Annotated in this window: 15 protein-coding genes; 5 read left to right on the forward strand and 10 right to left on the reverse strand. The window is 64.6% G+C overall.

The genetic code is table 11. The features are described from left to right. Positions 1-124: 124 nt before the first annotated feature. On the forward strand, positions 125-925 hold the full coding sequence (locus ACVISU_RS16555) for an SDR family oxidoreductase (protein WP_050403133.1): 801 nt from the start codon (positions 125-127) through the stop codon (positions 923-925). Between the two features lie 249 nt (positions 926-1,174). On the opposite strand, the gene boxB is transcribed toward ACVISU_RS16555, so the two are convergent. The 4 genes from boxB to ACVISU_RS16575 form a co-directional block, all read right to left on the reverse strand. Then, positions 1,175-2,626, reverse strand: coding sequence for a benzoyl-CoA 2,3-epoxidase subunit BoxB (boxB, locus tag ACVISU_RS16560; RefSeq protein WP_050403097.1), 1,452 nt, complete (start codon positions 2,624-2,626; stop codon positions 1,175-1,177). Positions 2,627-2,638: 12 nt separating this feature from the next. Beyond that, positions 2,639-4,327 (reverse strand): 2,3-epoxybenzoyl-CoA dihydrolase, encoded by a 1,689-nt coding sequence (gene boxC, locus ACVISU_RS16565; protein ID WP_456707618.1) that lies wholly within the window; start codon positions 4,325-4,327, stop codon positions 2,639-2,641. 164 nt (positions 4,328-4,491) lie between these two features. Beyond that, on the reverse strand, positions 4,492-5,298 hold the full coding sequence (locus tag ACVISU_RS16570) for an alpha/beta fold hydrolase (protein ID WP_456707619.1): 807 nt from the start codon (positions 5,296-5,298) through the stop codon (positions 4,492-4,494). 291 nt (positions 5,299-5,589) lie between these two features. After that, the gene (locus ACVISU_RS16575) at positions 5,590-7,131 is read right to left on the reverse strand and encodes a benzoate-CoA ligase family protein (protein WP_456707620.1); all 1,542 of its coding nucleotides are present in this window, start codon (positions 7,129-7,131) and stop codon (positions 5,590-5,592) included. A gap of 54 nt (positions 7,132-7,185) precedes the next feature. On the opposite strand from ACVISU_RS16575, the gene ACVISU_RS16580 reads away from it, so the two are divergent. Beyond that, on the forward strand, positions 7,186-8,181 hold the full coding sequence (locus tag ACVISU_RS16580; protein ID WP_456710831.1) for a helix-turn-helix transcriptional regulator: 996 nt from the start codon (positions 7,186-7,188) through the stop codon (positions 8,179-8,181). A gap of 6 nt (positions 8,182-8,187) precedes the next feature. Here the strand turns inward: ACVISU_RS16580 and ACVISU_RS16585 are convergent, their stop codons facing one another. Continuing rightward, positions 8,188-8,973 carry an IclR family transcriptional regulator domain-containing protein gene (locus tag ACVISU_RS16585; protein WP_456707621.1) on the reverse strand — a complete coding sequence of 262 codons (786 nt, stop codon included), beginning with the start codon at positions 8,971-8,973 and terminating at the stop codon, positions 8,188-8,190. A gap of 111 nt (positions 8,974-9,084) precedes the next feature. On the opposite strand from ACVISU_RS16585, the gene ACVISU_RS16590 reads away from it, so the two are divergent. Then, a complete protein-coding gene (locus ACVISU_RS16590; RefSeq protein ID WP_456707622.1) occupies positions 9,085-10,443 on the forward strand; it encodes an aromatic ring-hydroxylating dioxygenase subunit alpha in 1,359 nt (452 codons plus the stop codon). Positions 10,444-10,567: 124 nt separating this feature from the next. Then, complete coding sequence (locus ACVISU_RS16595; RefSeq protein ID WP_456707623.1) at positions 10,568-12,004, forward strand: glutamine synthetase family protein; 1,437 nt, start codon at positions 10,568-10,570, stop codon at positions 12,002-12,004. Positions 12,005-12,076: 72 nt separating this feature from the next. Here ACVISU_RS16595 and ACVISU_RS16600 read toward each other — a convergent pair whose 3' ends face one another. From ACVISU_RS16600 to ACVISU_RS16620, 5 genes are all read right to left on the reverse strand, one after another. Beyond that, positions 12,077-12,805 carry an ABC transporter ATP-binding protein gene (locus tag ACVISU_RS16600; RefSeq protein WP_063695499.1) on the reverse strand — a complete coding sequence of 243 codons (729 nt, stop codon included), beginning with the start codon at positions 12,803-12,805 and terminating at the stop codon, positions 12,077-12,079. Continuing rightward, entirely contained in the window at positions 12,798-13,565 is a 768-nt protein-coding gene (locus ACVISU_RS16605) for an ABC transporter ATP-binding protein (protein WP_050403132.1), read from the reverse strand. The genes ACVISU_RS16600 and ACVISU_RS16605 overlap by 8 nt, the downstream gene beginning before the upstream one ends. A gap of 4 nt (positions 13,566-13,569) precedes the next feature. Then, entirely contained in the window at positions 13,570-14,517 is a 948-nt protein-coding gene (locus ACVISU_RS16610; RefSeq protein WP_456707624.1) for a branched-chain amino acid ABC transporter permease, read from the reverse strand. Next, on the reverse strand, positions 14,514-15,431 hold the full coding sequence (locus ACVISU_RS16615) for a branched-chain amino acid ABC transporter permease (RefSeq protein ID WP_456707625.1): 918 nt from the start codon (positions 15,429-15,431) through the stop codon (positions 14,514-14,516). The genes ACVISU_RS16610 and ACVISU_RS16615 overlap by 4 nt, the downstream gene beginning before the upstream one ends. A gap of 148 nt (positions 15,432-15,579) precedes the next feature. Beyond that, positions 15,580-16,764: an ABC transporter substrate-binding protein gene (locus ACVISU_RS16620; RefSeq protein WP_050403087.1), complete on the reverse strand. Its 1,185-nt coding sequence runs from the start codon at positions 16,762-16,764 to the stop codon at positions 15,580-15,582. Between the two features lie 208 nt (positions 16,765-16,972). On the opposite strand from ACVISU_RS16620, the gene ACVISU_RS16625 reads away from it, so the two are divergent. Continuing rightward, complete coding sequence (locus ACVISU_RS16625; protein ID WP_456707626.1) at positions 16,973-17,692, forward strand: DUF805 domain-containing protein; 720 nt, start codon at positions 16,973-16,975, stop codon at positions 17,690-17,692. Positions 17,693-17,718: the final 26 nt, after the last annotated feature.

The following is a 17,718-nucleotide window of genomic DNA, read 5'->3' on the forward strand; positions in this document are numbered from 1 at the left end:
CTGCGAGCAAAGCGACCTCTCCTTTTCAAGGGGAGTTAGCGGGCGCTCCGGTTACGCCCCCTCCCTCTCCTTGACTCGATCCCCGGCCGCGCCCAGAACCACAGGCAACGCAATGGAGGAACGCATGTTCAAGGATCTGTTCTCACTGAAAGGCCGCGTCGCACTGGTGACCGGGGGATCGCGCGGCATCGGCAAGATGATCGCAGCCGGCTTCCTGGCGCAGGGCGCCGCGAGGGTCTACATCACCGCGCGCAAGGCAGGTCCCTGCGAGGCCACCGCCCAGGAGCTCACCGCCGCCTATGACGGCGAATGCATCGCGCTGCCGATCGACATCTCGACCGTCGAGGGCTGCGACAAGCTCGCGAGCGAGATCATCAAGCGCGAGCCGAAGCTCGACATCCTGGTCAACAATGCCGGCGCGGCCTGGGGTGCGGACTTCGACGAATTCCCGGAGAGCGGCTGGGACAAGGTGATGAACCTCAACGTCAAGTCGATCTTCTTCCTGACCAAGGCGCTGGCCAAGCCGCTGCGCGCCGCAGCCTCCCCTGATAAGCCCGGCAAGGTGATCAACATCGCCTCGATCGACGGCATCTTCGTCAACCCGATGGAGACCTATTCCTACGCCGCGAGCAAGGCCGCGGTGATCCATCTGACGCGACGGATGGCGACCCGCCTGATCAAGGACAACATCAACGTCACCGCGATCGCGCCCGGCGCCTTCGCTTCTGACATGAACCGCGCCGCGCGCGACCAGGCCGAAGCAGTGGCGAAACGCATTCCGGCGAAGCGCATCGGCACCGACGAGGATATGGCGGGCACCGCGATCTATCTTGCCTCGCGCGCCGGCGACTACGTCGTGGGCAACACCATCGCAGTCGATGGCGGCGTGGTCTACGCGACGGCGGGACTGGAGATCGCCGGGTAAGTACGGTATCGCGACAGTCGACCCTAGACGCCGTTCTAACGCCGTCATGCCCCTGCTAGACCGGGGCATCCAATACGCCGCGGCTCCTCAATCCTGCTCTGCTGCCTGGAATACTGGATCACCCGCTTTCGCCTTTCGCGGGTGATGACGGAATGAGCGCACGACGCAAAAAGAAAAGGGGCAAGCCAGGACCTTCTCGGCTTACCCCTTTTCGGCCCCTCCCGGAGGAGAGGAACTGCTAGATGGCGATCAGCTCTCGATTCTCACATATTCGAAATCGCCGGGTTTATTGTCGATGCCGACCTTGGGCGCCGAGATCCAGGAGGCGAACTCGCCGGGTTCGGTCACCGGCTTCATCAGCGAGGCAATGAAGTCGCCGTCCGCGGCCGAGGGCAGCCAGTCGTTCTTGCGCCTGGCCCAGGTGGCGTCGTCGATCAATAGACCGTCGGGCGTCGCATGGATGTCCTTGAACTCGCCGATCTGGCGGTGGAAGGCCGTGTGCGGCACCGCGAGCTTGTAGTCGATGCCGGCGGTGGAGATCACCTTGTTCCAGCGCAGCATGCCCTTGACGCAATCCTGCGTGTAGTCGTCGCGCAGCCGCATATTGAGCGCGGTCAGCGCCGGCTCGTCGACCAGCTTGATCTGGCCGTCCACCATCTTCATGACCGGATAGGTCGAGCTCTTGAGCTGGTGGTCGTCCTCGATCGTGGTTTCCTTGTAGCGGCCCTTGATGCCGGCGTTGAAGGCATTCGCCGCATTGGTCGACACTTCGGAGCCGAACAAATCGAGCGACAGCGAATAGTGCAGGTTCAGCTTCTTCTGGATGGTCGGCAGATCGATGACGCCGAGCGCGCGGACCCTGGCGATGTCGTTCGGATCGGTGATGCCGGCTTCCTTCATCGCATCGCAGGTGCGCTGCACGACGCGGGTGATGCCGGTCTCGCCGACGAACATGTGATGAGCTTCCTCGGTCAGCATGAAGCGGCAGGTGCGCGACAGCGGATCGAAGCCCGACTGCGCCAGCGAGTGCAGCTGCATCTTGCCGTCGCGGTCGGTGAAGTAGGTGAACATGAAGAACGACAGCCAGTCCGGCGTCGCCTCGTTGAAGGCGCCGAGCATGCGCGGCGAATCCGCATCGCCCGAACGGCGGCGCAACAAATCGTCGGCCTCCTCGCGGCCGTCGCGGCCGAAATATTTCTGCAAGAGGTAGACCATCGCCCAGAGATGGCGGCCTTCCTCGACATTGACCTGGAACAGATTGCGCATGTCGTAGAGCGAGGGCGCGGTCTTGCCGAGATGGCGCTGCTGCTCGACCGAGGCGGGCTCGGTGTCGCCCTGGATCACGATCAGGCGGCGCAGCATGGCGCGATGCTCGCCGGGGACTTCCTGCCAGGCCGGCTTGCCGTAGTCCTCGCCGAACGGGATGACGCGGTTCTCTTCCTGCGGTGCCAGCAAAATGCCCCAGCGATATTCGGGCATGCGCACATAGTCGAACTTGGCCCAGCCGCGCGGATCGACCGAATAAGCGGTGCGCAGATAGACCAGCGACTCCTGGAAGCCGTCCGGCCCCATGTCCTTCCACCAGTCCATGTAGCCGGGGTGCCACCCCTCCAGCGCCTTGAGCACCTGGCGGTCCTCGGCGAGATTCACGTTGTTCGGAATCTTGGTCGAGTAATCGACGTTCATGATGTTCATGTTCATGGCCGTGCTCCCTTAAACTCGCGTCATGTCGAATTGCGCCTTCTGGCCGGTGCCGTAGCGGCGCAGCGCGCCGTCCTCGCCGACCGCGTTCGGCCGCTGGAAGATCCAGTTCTGCCACGCGGTGAGGCGCGAGAAGATCTTGGATTCCATCGTCTCCGGACCGACGAAGCGCAGATTGGCTTCCATGCCGGTGAGCCCGTCGGGCGAGAACGAGGTGCGTTCCTCGAAGAACACGCGGACCTCGTCGTCCCAGTCGATGTCGTCGAGCGCGAAGGTGACGAGGCCGAGTTCCTCGGCCTCCTCAGCATCGAGCGCTTTGCCGATCGCGCCCTGCGCGCGCTCCAGATCCGACGGGTCGGCCTGGAAACGCGATTGCAGCCGGGTCAGGCCATGGCTCATCGGATAGGGGCCGAAGTTCATCGCAGTCAGCTCGATCGCCGGCGGCGGGCGGTTGTCGCCCCGCTTCTGGCCGATCAGCATGTAGGAGCGGTCGGCGGCGAACACGAGCTCGGCCAGGGTGCCGACGAAGCAGGAGCCGGGCTCGACCAGCGTCACCAGCGTGCGCGAGGTGACGTCGATGCGCTTGAGCACGCGCTTCCAGTAATGCCTAACCTCGTTGACCAGCCAGTGCGCCTTGTTGGCTTCCAGGAACGCGTCATAGGACACGACATTGGCACGGTCGCCGTGGCTCTTGAACACCAGCATCGCGATCTCGAGCTCGTTGATGCGCAGATGCAGGATCGCATCGTCGAGCTCGCGGGCGACCTGCAGCGGCCAGAACGCAGCCCCCTGTCCAATCATGCCGTCGATGTCGGCCGGTGCGGTGGTTTCCGGCGCCTTGATCGAGATGGTGGCGATGCGCGCGGCGCGATCGATGTCGACGCTGACGAAACCGTAGCGGATGGCGCTGTCGTCGATGGTGCGCGTCAGCGGCGCCAGCGCGATTCCTTTGCCCGTGCCGTTGCGCTTCGACTTCGCGGCGAATTCCTTGACGCGCTCGGCGAGCTTGCCCTCGAGCTTGGAGTTCGGTGCGATCTCGTCGACCAGCCGCCACTGCACCGCGCGCTTGCCCTTGATGCCCTCCTCGATGGTGCAGAAGAAGTCGGCGTGGTCGCGGCGCACCTTGCGCTTGTCGACCACACGCGTGAGGCCGCCGGTGCCCGGCAGCACCGCAAGCAGCGGCACTTCCGGCAGCGCGACGGCGGCGGCGCCATCATCGGCCATCATGATGTGGTCGGTCGCGAGCGCCAGCTCATAGCCGCCGCCGGCCGCGGTGCCGTTGACGACGGTGATGAAGCTCTGGCCGGAGTTCTCGCTGGAATCCTCCAGGCCGTTGCGGGTCTCGTTGGTGAACTTGCAGAAGTTGACCTTGTGGGCATGGGTCGAGCCCGCCAGCATGCGAATGTTGGCGCCGGCGCAGAACACGCGGTTCTTGCCCGAGCGCATCACCACGACCTTGACCTCGGGATGCTCGAAGCGCAGCCGCTGCACGGCATCCGCAAGCTCGATGTCGACGCCGAGGTCGTAAGAGTTCAGCTTGAGCTGATAGCCCTCGAACAGGCCGGCGTTCTCGTCGACGTCCATGGTCAGCGTCGCGACGTCGCCGGCGACGTCGAGCTTCCAGTGCCGGTAGCGCGACGGTTCGGTCTGGAAGTCGATGTACTTCGCCCCGCCCGCAAGGACGCGATCGTCACCAGCCATGGGCCACCCTTATCTGTTGTTCGTTAGAAGGTTCGTCGTCGAGGTCTTTATGCACAATAATGCATGTTTTTGACTTCGTCTAGTTCGAAACGCAAAAACATGCATTTTGTTTCATGTTCGCGAAATCGCTCGCTGGGCCAATGGCCTGGCGCCGGTATCAAAGGTCAGGCCGCCAGAGCAGGGTCGTCGCGCAGCGCCGCCTTGGCGAATTCGGTGACCGCGTCCAGTGTCACGGCGGGCGCCTCGCGATGCGGCGAGTGGCCGGCGCCTGGGATGGCCGCGACATCGACCGGGCAGTAGCACTCCTCCTGCGCGATCTCGACCTGGCGCATGGTGCCGTATTGATCGTCCGCGCCCTGCACGATCAGCACCGGCACGCGGATGTAGGCGAGATAGTCGGAGATATCCCAGTCGCGGAATGCCGGATCGAGCCAGGCGCCGTTCCAACCACAGAAGGCGTTGTCGACATCCTTGTGCCAGCGCGCGAGCTTCTCTTTCAGGTTGGTGGTCTCATATGCTGTCTTGATCTCGGCAATCGACTTCACCGAAATGTCCTCGACGATGAAGTGCGGCGCGAGCAGCGCGAGCCCGTGCAGGCGATGATCCTGATGCGCGCCGGCATAGATCGCCGCGATCGACGCGCCGTCGGAGTGGCCGACCAAGAGGCCGCGGCGGAAGCCGATCTGATCCAGAACCTTCGGCAGCACGTCGAGCGCTTCGCGATGCATGTAGTCGACCGGACGCGGCAGCTTCGCCGGTGACGAGGCGCCGTAGCCTGCGCGCGAATAGGCGAACACGCCGGCGCCGGTCGCGGCCTGCAGCTTCTCGGGGAAATCGCCCCACAGCCCGACGCAGCCGAGGCCTTCGTGCAGCATCACGAGGGTGGGTGCTGACTCGGGCGACGGGCCGATCATGCGATATTCGAGTTCGGCGCCGTCGATGCTGAGGAAGCCTGTGGGGGAAAGGGTCATATGAAACTCCATTTTCTCAACATGCGAGCGACGCAACAACGGCTCTCTCATTCCCTCCCCCCTTGCGGGGGAGGGGCAGGGAGAGGGGTGCCGCTTGCTCCGCTATGCGACGTTGGGCGGCAACAGCGCTGCACTGTCCGATGGCGTTGCGAGAGTTGCTGATGAGGCAGCGCTTGATCTCAGGCGTCAGCGCGCGGGGCTCACCCCTCTCCCCAACCCTCCCCCGCAAGGGGGGAGGGAGCCCGCTCAGAGTGCTCACCTCACGGAAACTCCTGCCGCTCACCGGACGCCTCAGTGCTTCGCGCCTTCACCGTCCCGCAACTTGAACCGCTGGATCTTCCCCGTCGCGGTCTTCGGCAGATTGTCGACCACATCGATCCAGCGCGGATATTTCCACGGCCCGATCTTCTGCTTGACGTGTTCCTTCAGTGCCTCGTGCAGGCCGGTGGCCGAGCTCTCGGGCCGCAGCACCACATAGGCCTTCGGCTTGAGCAAGCCTTCCGGATCGGCCTCCGGCACAACGGCGGCTTCCAGCACCGCGGGATGGGTGATCAGGGCGCTCTCGACCTCGAATGGCGAGACCCAGATGCCGGAGACCTTGAACATGTCGTCGGCGCGGCCGCAGAAGGTGTAACGGCCGTCGGCATCGCGCGTGTACTTGTCGCCGGTGCGGGTCCACGCGCCCTCGAAGGTGGCGCGGCTCTTGGCGCGCTGGTTCCAGTAGCTCTCGCCGGCCGAGGGCGCATCCACCAAGAGTTCGCCGACCTCGCCATCCGCAACGTCGGCCCCGAGTTCGTTGACCAGCCGCACCTTGTAGCCGGGCACCGGACGCCCCGAGGAGCCGTATTTGATGTCGCCGGGCGCGTTGGACAGGAAGATGTGCAACAGCTCGGTCGAGCCGACGCCGTCGAGGATGTCGACGCCGAACCGCGCGCGCCAGGCATTGCCGACCGATTCCGGCAGCGCCTCACCGGCCGAGGTGCAGACGCGCAGGCGATTGCCGCCGGACTGCGCCTTGGTTGCCTCGTCGTTCAGCATTGCTGCGAACAGGGTCGGCACGCCGAAGAAGATGCTGGGATGATATTTGTTCAGCAGCGCGAACATCACCGCCGGCGTCGGACGCTCCGAGTTCAGGATCGTGGAGGCGCCGACCGACATCGGGAAGGTCAGCGCATTGCCGAGCCCATAGGCGAAGAACAGTTTTGCGGCGGACAGGCCGACATCATCCTCGCGGATGCCGAGCACCTGTTTCGCATAGGTCTCCGCGGTCGCGGGCAGATTGGAATGCAGATGGCGCACGCCCTTCGGCATGCCGGTCGAGCCCGACGAATAGAGCCAGAACGCCGGCTCGTCGGCATGCGTCGGTGCGGTCGCGAATACGTCGCTCTCGCGCGCGATCTCGTCAGACAGCTTCTTGTGGCCGTGCGCATCCTTGCCGGAGACCACGACGTGCTCGAGCTCGGGCATGCGCGCGATGACGTCCTTCACGACGGGCAGCAGCGCTTCGGAGACGAACAGCACGCGGGCACGACAGTCGCCGAGGATGTAGGCGTACTGCTCCGCGGTCAGCAGCGTGTTGAGCGGCACCGGCACCACGCCGGCGCGGATCGCACCCAGGAACACGATCGGAAAATCGACCGTATCCAGCATGATCATCGCGACCCGCTCCTCGCGGCGGACGCCGAGCCGGCGCAGCATGTTGCCGACCCGGCGGGTCTGCTGCTGCAACTGGCCGTAGGTGATTTGCGACACCGTGTCGTCGAACACGACCTTGTCGCCGCGGCCCTCATCGACATTGCGGTCGAGCAGCCAGGAGACTGCGTTGTAGGTCATGACCCGCTCCTCGGACCCAGACGCGCCACGCTTCCCTCTCCTGTGAATTTAAGAATTATAATTCATACAAAGCCATCAGCTCGGCTTGCTGTCAATCCTTATCGGCACTATGTTTCCGAAAACTCGCGTCGCATGGGGACCATGACCGCAGCCAACGATCCGGAAGCCGACTTCCTCGAACAGCTCGGCCAGCGCGTGCGCACCATGCGCGCGCTGCGCGGCATGTCGCGCAAGGTGCTGGCCAAGGTCTCCGGCATTTCCGAACGCTACATCGCCCAGCTCGAAAGCGGCAAAGGCAATGTCTCGATCGTGCTGCTGCGCCGTGTCGCAGGCGCGATGGGCGCGCATCTCGAGGACCTGATCCCCTCGAGCGAGCCGGTTCCGGACTGGGCCGTGATCCGCGATCTGCTGCGCAAGGCTTCGCCGAACCAGATCGCGCAGGCCAAGGACATGCTCGCCGGCAGCAGCCCGCTGGCGCCGCGCCGCGCCTCGTTCTCCGGCATCGCGCTGATCGGCCTGCGCGGCGCCGGCAAGACCACGCTCGGCCGGATGCTGGCGAAGAAGATCGGCTGGAGCTTTGTCGAGCTCAACAAGGAGATCGAAGCCCAGAACGGCCTGTCGGTCGCCGAAATCATCGCGCTGTACGGCCAGGAAGGCTTTCGCCGCATGGAGCAGGCCGCGCTGACGCAGCTGCTCGCGCGCAAGGAATTGATGGTGCTGGCGACCGGCGGCGGCATCGTCTCGGAGGCGCTGACCTTCGACCTGATCCTGTCGTCGTTCTACACGATCTGGCTGAAGGCCGAGCCGGAAGAGCACATGGCCCGCGTCCGCCGCCAGGGCGATCTGCGCCCGATGGCCGACGACCGCTCGGCGATGGCCGAACTGCGCAACATCCTGGTCAGCCGCGAGCCGCTCTATGCGCGCGCATCGGCGGTGGTCGACACGGCCGGCCTTTCAGTCGACGCCGCAGCCGCGCGGCTGATCGATTCGGTGCGGCCGGTGCTGCAGAACGAGGCGCGCAGTTTTGGTCTGCGCAGCGCGGCGCTGTAGGACGCGCTACAACAACCGGCTCTTCACATCTTCCGCGCCGTCGCGCAGCAGCGGCAGGAAGCGCTCGAGCAATTCCCTGGCCAGGACGCGATCGACATGCGCACCCATGTTGATGGCGGCAACGATGGTGCCGTCGTAACGGCGCACCGGCACCGAGATCGAGCGGAAATGCGGCTCGGCCTCACGGTCGACCAGCGAGTAGCCCTGCGCGCGATCGGCGATGATGGTGGCGAGCAGTCGCTTCGGATCGGTGACCGTCTGCGGCGTCACGGGATCACGGCGCATCGCCTTCAGCCGCGCTGCGAGTTCGGCATCATCGAGCCGGCCGAGCATCGCGCGGCCCACTGACGTGCAGAACGCCGGCAGCCGGTAGCCGATGTCGAGGCCGGCGGAGAACACCCGCGTCGGGCTCGATCGCGCGACGAACACGACGTCGTCGCCGTCGAGCAGCGCCAGCGAGGCGATCTCCTGCGCTGCGGTGGCGATGCGATCGAGCACCGGCTGCAGCACCGTCACCACCTGGTTGGATTGCAGGAACGAGCCCGCCAGCGTCAGCACATGTGGCGTCAGCGTGAACAGCTTGCCGTCGCTGGAGACAAAGCCGCCGTGCGCCAGCGTGAACAGGATGCGCCGCGCGGTGGCGCGCGGCAGATCGGCGGCACGCGCCAGATCGCTCAAGCTCGCCGGACCCGAGACAGTGCCGAACACCTGCAACAGGCGCAGGCCGCGATCGAGCGCCTCGACGAAATCCGTCGCACGCTCGTCCTGATCGGTCCGCTTCAGCTTGGGCATGGGGTCCGGCTTTGAACGGTTCAAAAATTGCGCTTGCTGTCCAAAACAGACATGACATAATTCGCACATTTGTTCAATAGGCGAACAAATCCGAATTCAGGAGACGCCGCCATGATGAGCCAGGAAGCGAACGATCTGATCACCCGCACGGGGGCTAAGGACCCCTGCGGAAAGCTGATGCGGATGTACTGGCAGCCGGCGGCGCTGGTCGACGAGCTGGACGGGCCGCGCCCGGTTCGGCCGGTGCGGCTGCTCGGCGAAAACCTGGTCCTGTTCCGCGGCGAGGACGGCAGCTACGGGCTGATCGATCGCCACTGCGCACATCGCGGCGCCGACCTCGCTTTCGGCCGGCTCGAGAATGGCGGGCTGCGCTGCGCGTTCCACGGCTGGCTGTTCGACACATCAGGCCAGTGCATCGAGACGCCGGCCGAGCCTGTCGGCTCGCAGCTCTGCAAGGGCATCAAGCAGCGCTCCTATCCGGTGGTGGAGAAGAGCGGCATCCTGTGGGCCTATCTCGGCGACGGCGCCCCGCCGGCATTTCCGGAACTCGACTGCTTCGTCGCACCCGGCAGCCACACCTTCGCATTCAAGGGCCACATGAACTGCAACTGGCTGCAGGCCCTCGAGGTCGGCATCGATCCGGCGCACGCATCCTTCCTGCATCGCTTCTTCGAGGACGAGGACACCTCGGCGGCCTACGGCAAGCAGTTCCGCGGCGCCTCGGCGGGCAGCGACATGCCGATGACCAAGATCCTGCGCGAATATGATCGGCCGATCATCAATGTCGAGCACACCGAATACGGCCTGCGCCTGATCGCGCTGCGCGAGCTCGACGGCGAGCGCACCCATGTGCGCGTCACCAACCAGCTGTTCCCGCACGGCTTCGTGATTCCGATGTCGACGGAGATGACGATCACGCAGTGGCACGTGCCGGTCGATGACGAGAATTGCTACTGGTACGCGATCTTCACAAGCTATGCGGCGCCGGTCGACAAACAGAAGATGCGCGACCAGCGGCTCGAGCTCTATACGTTGCCCGACTACAAGTCGCGCAAGAACAAGAGCAACGATTACGGTTTCGATCCGCACGAGCAGACGACCGAGACCTATACCGGCATGGGCACCGACATCAACGTCCACGACCAGTGGGCGGTGGAATCGATGGGGGCGATCCAGGACCGTACCAACGAGCATCTCGGCCAGAGCGACAAGGCGATCGTGCAGTATCGCCGCCTGCTGCGGCAGGAGATCGAGAAGGTCAGCGGCGGCGAGAAGCCGATGCTGTTCCTGGACGAAGCTTCGGCGCGCAGCATCCAGGGCCCCGCCACGATGGACGGCATCGGGCCGACCCAAGGCTGGGAGCTCTACTGGATGGAAGTCGACGTCAAGCGCCGCCGCGGCGCGCCGTGGGCCGCCCCGGTGCCGCGCGAGATCGCCGATAACGTGCATCGTCTGACGGCGGCGGAGTGATGTATCCGATGACCCCACCGTCATTGCGAGGAGCGCAGCGACGAAGCAATCCATGCCTCCGCGTATGCGGACCGATGGATTGCTTCGCTTCGCTCGCAATGACGACTGAGAAAGGAGTGACACCTTGAGCTTCGTGGAGCGTCACGGCCTGTGGTCGGATGAGCAGAAGGAGGCCGCGAACCGCCTCCGCCGCATCGTCGAGGAGAAGAACCTCGAGGTCATCCGCCTCTCATTTCCGGACCAGCACGGCATCCTGCGCGGCAAGACCTTGATCGCAGCCGAAGCGGTGCGTTCGCTGGAAGGCGGCTGCTCGATCACCACGACCATGCTCGCCAAGGACACCTCGCACAAGACGGTGTTTCCGGTGTTCACATCCGGCGGCGGCTTCGGCATGAAGGAGATGGAGGGTGCGGCCGACGTGCTCATGGTCGCCGACCCCACCACGTTCCGCGTGCTGCCCTGGGCGCAGAACACCGGCTGGCTGCTGTGCGATCTCTATTTCAGCGACGGACGGCCGGTGCCGTTCGCGACCCGCAACCTCTACCGCAAGGTGCTCGATCAGCTCGGAAGTCGCGGCTACGATTTCGTCGCCGGCCTCGAAGTCGAATTCCATCTGTTCAAGCTCGATGACGCCCACATGGCGCCGGAGGATGCCGGCCAGCCCGGCCGGCCGCCCTCGGTCAGCCTGCTGTCGCACGGCTATCAGTACCTCACCGAGCAACGCTACGATCAGATGGAGCCGGCGCTCGAGATCATCCGCCGCGACATCCTCGCGCTGGACCTGCCCTTGCGCACGGTGGAGGTCGAGTTCGGCCCGAGCCAGTGCGAATTCACCTTCGCGCCGACCGTGGGGCTTGCGCCCGCCGACACCATGGTGCTGTTTCGTTCGGCGGTGAAGCAGATCGCGCGCCGCCACGGCTATCACGCGACCTTCATGTGCCGGCCCAAGCTGCCGAACGTGTTCGCGAGCGGCTGGCACCTGCACCAGTCACTGGTGTCGCGCGCCAATGGCGAGAACGCTTTCATGGCCAAGGAAGCCGGCGAACCGCTGAGTGCGCTCGGCCGCGCCTGGCTGGCCGGCCTGATCGAGCACGCCCGCGCCTCGACCGTGTTCACGACGCCGACCATCAACGGCTACAAGCGCTACCGCTCCTATTCGCTGGCGCCCGACCGCGCGATCTGGGGCCGCGACAACCGCGGCGTCATGATCCGCGTGCTCGGCAGCGCCAATGATCCGGCAACCCGGCTGGAGAACCGGATCGGCGAGCCGGCCGCCAATCCCTATCTCTACATGGCCTCGCAAATTCTCTCCGGCCTCGACGGCGTCGACCGCAAGCTCGATCCCGGCCCGTCCGCCGACACGCCCTACGAGACCAAAGCCGCGCTGCTGCCGAAGTCGCTGCGTGAAGCGGTGTTCGCGCTTCAGGACGATCCGTTCTTCCGGCAGGCGCTGGGACCGGAGTTCGTCGACTATTACGTCTTCATCAAGAACGCCGAGATCGAGCGGTTCCGGGCCGAGGTGTCGGACTGGGAGCAGCGCGAATATTTCGAGATGTTTTGACGGCCCACTCTTCCCGTCGTCCCGGCGAAGGCCGGAACGACGTTGAATATGGCGCGAGAGCGGTGTCCTAGATCAAATCCCGAGATACTTGTGCTGCAAATCCGGCTCGGCGATCAGCTGCTCGCTCGTCCCGCTCCACACTGTCTTGCCGCGCTCGATGATGTAGTGGCGGTCGGCAATTCGGGCGAGGTTTCCGACGTTCTTGTCGATGACCAGCACCGACTGCCCGCGCCCCTTCAGCATCGACAGGCAGCTCCAGATCTCGTCGCGGATCAGCGGCGCCAGGCCTTCGGTGGCCTCGTCGAGAATCAGCAGCTTCGGGTTGGTCATCAGCGCGCGGCCGATCGCGAGCATCTGCTGCTCGCCGCCGGACAGCGTGACGCCCATATTGCCTGATCGTTCGGCGAGCCGCGGAAACAGCGCATGGATTTTTTCCAACGTCCACGGATCGGAGGCATTCAGCCGGTTGCCCGACGCCGCGACGAGGTTTTCGCGCACCGTCAGGTTCGGAAAGATCTGGCGGCCTTCCGGCACCAGGCCAATGCCGAGTTTTGCAATTTTGTACGACGGCAGGCCGCGCACCGCCTCGCCGGCGAAGCGGATGGCGCCCGACCGCGCGGGTGTCAGGCCCATGATCGAGCGGATGGTCGTGGTCTTGCCCATGCCGTTGCGGCCCATCAGCGCGACCATCTCGCCCGACCTGACCTGCAAGGACAGGCCGAACAGCACCTGACTCAAGCCGTAGCAGGTTTCGATCGCGTCGACTTCCAGCAAAGTATCAGCGGTGCTTGTGTCAACCATGGCGCGTCACCGCATGCTGTTCGCCGAGATAGGCGCGCTTGACCTCTTCGTGCTTGCGGATCGCGTCCGGCACGCCGCAGGCGATGACGCGGCCATAGACCAGCACCGTGATGCGGTCGGCCAGCGCGAACACCGCCTCCATGTCGTGCTCGACCAGCACGATGGTGACTTCCCTGCGCAGCTCCTTCAGCAGCGCGACCATCCGCGCCGACTCCGTGACGCCGAGCCCGGCCATCGGCTCGTCGAGCAGCAGAAGCTGCGGCTTGGTGGCGAGCGCGACCGCGAGCTCGAGCTCGCGCTGCTCGCCATGGCTCAATTGCGAGACCACGATATCGGCGCGCTTGCCGAGCCCGACGCGCTCCAGTGCCGCGCGGGCGGTATCGCGCAGATGCCGCTCCTTGCGCGCATTGCCCCAGAAGCGGAACGAGTGGCCGTCATGCGCCTGCGCTGCGAGCGCGACGTTGTCGATGGCGGAAAAATCCTTGAGCAGCGAGGTGATCTGGAACGAGCGTGCCAGCCCAAGCCTGGAGCGCTTGTAGGACGGCAGGCTCGTGACGTCGCGGCCGGCGAAGCGGATGGTGCCGGAATTCGGCATCACCTGCCCGGTGAGCTGGCTGATCAGCGTGGTCTTGCCGGCGCCGTTGGGGCCGATGATGGCGTGCAGTTCGCCCGGCAAAACCTCCATCGAGAGGTTGTCGGTCGCGGTGATGCCGCCGTAGCGGCGCACCAGATTGTCGACGCGCAGCAATGGTTCAGCCAAGGAATCAGCCACGGCTCATCCTCCCGAGCAGGCCCATGATGCCGCCGCGCGCGAACAGCACGATCAACAGCAGCACCGGGCCGAGGATCAGTCCCGAATATTCGGTGAATTGCGACAGCAGCTCCTCGAGCAGGAGATAGACGATCGCGCCCACGACAGGGCCGAACAGCGAGCCCATGCCGCCGAGGATCACCATCACCATCAGGTCGCCGGAGCGGGTCCAGTACATCACGGCGGGGCTGACGAAGTCGGTGTTGTTGGCGAGCAGCGCCCCGGCGAGGCCACAGATCGTGCCCGCGATGACGAAACAGACCAGGCGGTAGCGGTAGGCAGGGAAGCCGATCGCCTGCATGCGCTGCTCATTGGAGCGGACGCCCTGCACCACCAGGCCAAAGCGCGAATTGACAATGCGCCAGATCAGATAGAGGCCGCCGAACAGGCAGCCAAGGCAGAGATAGTAGAACTGCGTGCGGTCGGACAGGTTGATCAGGCCGGCGAAATCGCTGCGCTTGTAGACGGTGAGGCCGTCGTCGCCACCGTAGCGCGACAGCGCGGAGGCGACGTAATAGGCCATCTGCGCGAACGCCAGCGTGATCATGATGAAGTAGACACCGCGGGTACGCAGCGAGAGCGCGCCGATCAAAAGCGCAAACAGCGCCGAGACCGCGAGCGCCACCGGCCACTGGATGAAGCCGGAACCAATGCCCTCAGTGGCGAGGATGCCGACCGCATAGCCGCCGATGCCGAGATAAGCGGCATGGCCGAAGCTCATCATGCCGCCATAGCCCATGATCAGATTGAGGCTGGCGGCCGCCAGTGCATAGATCGCGATGCGGGTGAACAGCGTGAGGATGAAGATGTTGCCCGTGGCCGCCGAATAGACCGGCAGCAGCACCAGCGCGGCACACAGCAGCGCCGCAACCGCATTGGAAGCGTTGAGCTTGGGCTTCATCGTTTGGCCGCCGGGAACAGCCCCTCGGGCCGCAGCACAAGGATGATCGCCATCAACAGATAGATCAGCATCGAGGACAGCGCCGGCGCCGCGGTCGAGGCCGCCGCCCCGCTCAAGACCTTGCGCAGCAGATCGGGCAGGAAGGCGCGGCCCATGGTGTCGATGATGCCGACGAAGATCGCGGCCATGAAGGCGCCGCGGATCGAGCCGATGCCGCCGATCACGATGATGACGAAGGCGAGGATCAGGATGTTCTCGCCCATCCCGATCTGCACGGTGAGGATCGGCGCCTGCATCAGCCCGGCGAGACCGGCGAGCGCAGCCCCCAAGCCGAACACCAGCGTGAACAGCAGCTTGATGTTGATGCCGAGCGCGCCGATCATCTCGCGGTTGGAGGCGCCGGCGCGGATCAGCATGCCGACGCGGGTGCGCATCACGACGAGATAGAGCATCGCGGCCACCGCCAGCGCGACCACGATGATCATCAGCCGATAGGCCGGATAGTACACGCCAGGGATGATCTGCATCGGCACGGTGAGCCAGGCCGGCAGCGGCAGCGCGAGGCCGGCCGGGCCCCAGATCAGCCGGACGGCGTCATTGAAGAACAGGATCAGGCCGAACGTTGCCAGCACCTGGTCGAGATGGTCGCGGCCATAGAGATGCCGGAGCGCGACATATTCCAGCACGATGCCGAGCAGGAGCGTCGCCCCCAGCGCCAGCAGCGCGCCAAGCACGAAACTGCCGGTCCAGGTCACGAAGGTCGCCGCGAAATAGGCGCCCATCATGTAGAGCGAGCCGTGCGCCAGATTGACGAAATCCATGATGCCGAACACCAGCGTCAGTCCGGCCGCCAGCAGGAACAGCAAGAGGCCGAATTGCAGTCCGTTCAGCAGTTGCTCGACGACGAGATACATTGTGAGGCTACGTTATCCCTTAAAAAAACAGCGGCAGTGCATGTTCACCGCCGCATTGCTCGCTGCGTGTCTCCCGCGTCCCGCAAGAGCGGGACGAGGTCAACGAAAAGCAAGGCTCGGGCCAAGATCGCCCAAGATCGTGCGAGGATTATTTCATCGAACACTTGTCGTGGAATTTATCCTGGTCGTCCTTGACGATGGTCGCGACCGTCTTCAGCGACAGCTGGCCGTCGGCGTCCTTGACCACGTCCTGCAGGTAGAAGTTCTGGATCGGGATGTGGTTGTTGCCGTACTTGAACGGGCCGCGCAACGACTTGAAGTTGGCCTTCTCCATCTCCGCCTTCATCGCGTCCTTCTTGGTGAGGTCGCCCTTGACCGCGACGACGGCGCTGTTGATCAGCTGGGCGGCATCATAGGCCTGGGCGCCGTAATAGGTCGGGCGCAGACCGGGATACTTCTTGCGATAGTCTTCGACGAACTTCTTGTTCTCGGCGTTCGGCAGGTCGTTGACCCATTCCTGCGCGCCGGGAATGCCGATCGCATTGTCCTTCTGCAGCGGCAGCGACAATTCGTCGACGGTGAAGGCGGTATAGAGCGGGATCTGCGCCTTGATGCCGGCCTGGGCGTACTGGTTCAGGAACTGGACGCCGGCCGCGCCCGGATAGAACACGAAGATCGACTCGGCCTTGGAGTTGCGCGCCTTGGTCAGTTCGGCGGAGAAGTCGAGCTGGCTCGGCCACACCGTGTATTCCTCGCCGACCACCTCGCCCTTGAAGGTGCTCTTGACGCCCGCCAGCATGTCCTTGCCGGCGGCATAGTTCGGGCCGATCAGGAACACCGACTTGACGCCCTTCTGGTTCATGTAGAGGCCCATCGCGGCAGGGGTCTGGTCGTTCTGCCAGGAGGTCGAGAACACGTAAGGCGAGCACAGTTCGCCGGCGAGCTGCGACGGACCGGCATTGGCCGAGATCAGGAAGGTCTTCGAATCGACCGCGGTCTTCAGCGACGCCAGCAGCACGTTCGACCAGATGTAGCCGACGATGAAGTCGACCTTGTCGGACTGCACCAGCTTCTCGGTCTTCTGCTTGCCGACGTCAGGCTTCTGCTGATCGTCCTCGTAGATCACCTCGACCGGCTTGCCGTCGATCTTGCGGCCGAGATGGTCGAGCGCGAGCTCGAAGGAATTGCGCATGTCGTTGCCGATCACGGCAGTCGGACCGCTGAAGGTCGAGACAAAGCCGATCTTGACGCTGTCAGCCGCCATCGCGGGCTGCGCGAGCGCCAGTGCCGAAATCACGGCCATGGCGCCTGCCAGCCAGAATGCCTTTTTCATATTCACTCCCCTCCTCAACCAAAAATCCCGCCAGGCCCAACCGGGGCTCGGGACTCACGCTTTGCGCGCGTCGTTCTGTGACGTGTTTTGTGCGTGATATCGCAAGTGTGCAGCAAGCATGAACCGACCGCCCCCGATTAGAACCTTCGGCGCATACCCCAGCACCGTGCATCATAATTCGCCCAAATCGGCGATAGCAAGAAATATAATGCCGGTTGCGCAGGCAACGATTGTCGCAGGATCGCCTGCCCTCGGGGGGCGCACTGCAGCAGGCTTTAGCGAATCCGTAAAGCAGCCGGAAACCACTGGCCGGCGAGCGCGCGCGGGCTTCATGGTCCGGAAAGCATCCCTGGGCGACGCTGCCGCCAAAGGGGTGCGTCACATGCTGAATTACATCTTCGGGTTCAATGCCCGAATGGGCCGGTTGGCCTTCTTCTTCTGCACCTTGGTGGCGGGCCTCGGCTTTGTGATGCTGGTCTACGGGATCACGGGCAATGTGCCGCGCGGCAGGACGGACGTGCTGCTGGCGCAGGCGGCGAGCAGTCCCGCCCTGGTCCTTGCCTTCTACGGCATGCTCGTCGTCTGCTTCATGCTGCAGTCGATGCGGGTGCGCGACATCGGATGGGATCCGGTCTGCGTGATGGCGGCATGGATCGCCCTCATGGTGCTCGACAGGGCCATTGCCGGACGGTTTCCCGAATATGCGCTGACCTATCAGCACACCGGAACGGTGGTCGGTGCACTCGCCAATGCCGCGATGAACCTCGTCCTGATGTTCTGGCCGGGTAACGGTCATGTCGATGAAGCATCGCCCCTGCCGCGCCAAAGGGGCGGCGATGGCATGTTTGAACGAAGCAGCGCACCGGCCGCGGCCGGCAGCCGCGTGGCGCGGATTGCCAGCGGCGAATTCGGCGGCAAGTCGCGGTAGCGGCCTCTTCTTCCCGTCGTCCGGCG

Source organism: Bradyrhizobium sp. USDA 4452, assembly GCF_054063575.1.

Coding starts and splice junctions, on each gene's coding strand:
- ACVISU_RS16555 (WP_050403133.1), top strand. CDS start 125: ATGTTCAAGGATCTGTTCTCACTGAAAGGCCGCGTCGCACTGGTGACC.
- boxB (WP_050403097.1), bottom strand. CDS start 2,626: ATGAACATGAACATCATGAACGTCGATTACTCGACCAAGATTCCGAAC.
- boxC (WP_456707618.1), bottom strand. CDS start 4,327: ATGGCTGGTGACGATCGCGTCCTTGCGGGCGGGGCGAAGTACATCGAC.
- ACVISU_RS16570 (WP_456707619.1), bottom strand. CDS start 5,298: ATGACCCTTTCCCCCACAGGCTTCCTCAGCATCGACGGCGCCGAACTC.
- ACVISU_RS16575 (WP_456707620.1), bottom strand. CDS start 7,131: ATGACCTACAACGCAGTCTCCTGGCTGCTCGACCGCAATGTCGATGAG.
- ACVISU_RS16585 (WP_456707621.1), bottom strand. CDS start 8,973: ATGCCCAAGCTGAAGCGGACCGATCAGGACGAGCGTGCGACGGATTTC.
- ACVISU_RS16590 (WP_456707622.1), top strand. CDS start 9,085: ATGATGAGCCAGGAAGCGAACGATCTGATCACCCGCACGGGGGCTAAG.
- ACVISU_RS16600 (WP_063695499.1), bottom strand. CDS start 12,805: ATGGTTGACACAAGCACCGCTGATACTTTGCTGGAAGTCGACGCGATC.
- ACVISU_RS16610 (WP_456707624.1), bottom strand. CDS start 14,517: ATGAAGCCCAAGCTCAACGCTTCCAATGCGGTTGCGGCGCTGCTGTGT.
- ACVISU_RS16615 (WP_456707625.1), bottom strand. CDS start 15,431: ATGTATCTCGTCGTCGAGCAACTGCTGAACGGACTGCAATTCGGCCTC.
- ACVISU_RS16620 (WP_050403087.1), bottom strand. CDS start 16,764: ATGAAAAAGGCATTCTGGCTGGCAGGCGCCATGGCCGTGATTTCGGCA.
- ACVISU_RS16625 (WP_456707626.1), top strand. CDS start 16,973: ATGCCGGTTGCGCAGGCAACGATTGTCGCAGGATCGCCTGCCCTCGGG.